This window comes from Aeromonas enteropelogenes, from assembly GCF_000819845.1.
Lineage (GTDB): Bacteria > Pseudomonadota > Gammaproteobacteria > Enterobacterales > Aeromonadaceae > Aeromonas > Aeromonas enteropelogenes.
Genome location: NZ_CDCG01000038.1, coordinates 149,386 through 149,795 on the forward strand (window position 1 = coordinate 149,386; position 410 = coordinate 149,795).

Here is a 410-nt window from a genome sequence, read left to right on the forward strand (position 1 = left end):
GTGTCCTCCCCGCCTCGGGGGTCATTGCTGCAGGCGGTCGTGGTGCTCGGCACCGCGCAGCATGGCCTGGATCAGCTCGTTGGCCTCGAACTTGGTCAGCGCTTCGTGAGCCCCCACCTGATGGGCACGCTCCACGCTGATCTCGCTGGAGAGGGAGGTGTGCAGGATGATGTAGGCGCCCGCCAGCTTGCTGTCGCTCTGCACTTCGAAGGCGAGCTCATAACCATCGAGCCCCGGCATCTCGATATCGCTCACCAGGATATCGATGGGGCTCTGCTGGCCAGCTCTCTCCTGCATCAGGGTCAGCGCATCCTTGCCGTTGGTGCAGACCTCGTAGGGGATATTGATGTAATCGAGGGCAGCCATCAGTTGGCGACGGGCGACGGAGGAGTCATCCACCAGCAGGATCC

Annotated in this window: 1 protein-coding gene; it reads right to left on the reverse strand. The window is 62.9% G+C overall.

The window, feature by feature from the left end; genetic code table 11:
* Nucleotides 1–21: 21 nt before the first annotated feature.
* Nucleotides 22–410 (reverse strand): response regulator (locus tag BN1123_RS16625; protein WP_042028371.1); only part of this gene is annotated, 389 nt, incomplete at its 5' end.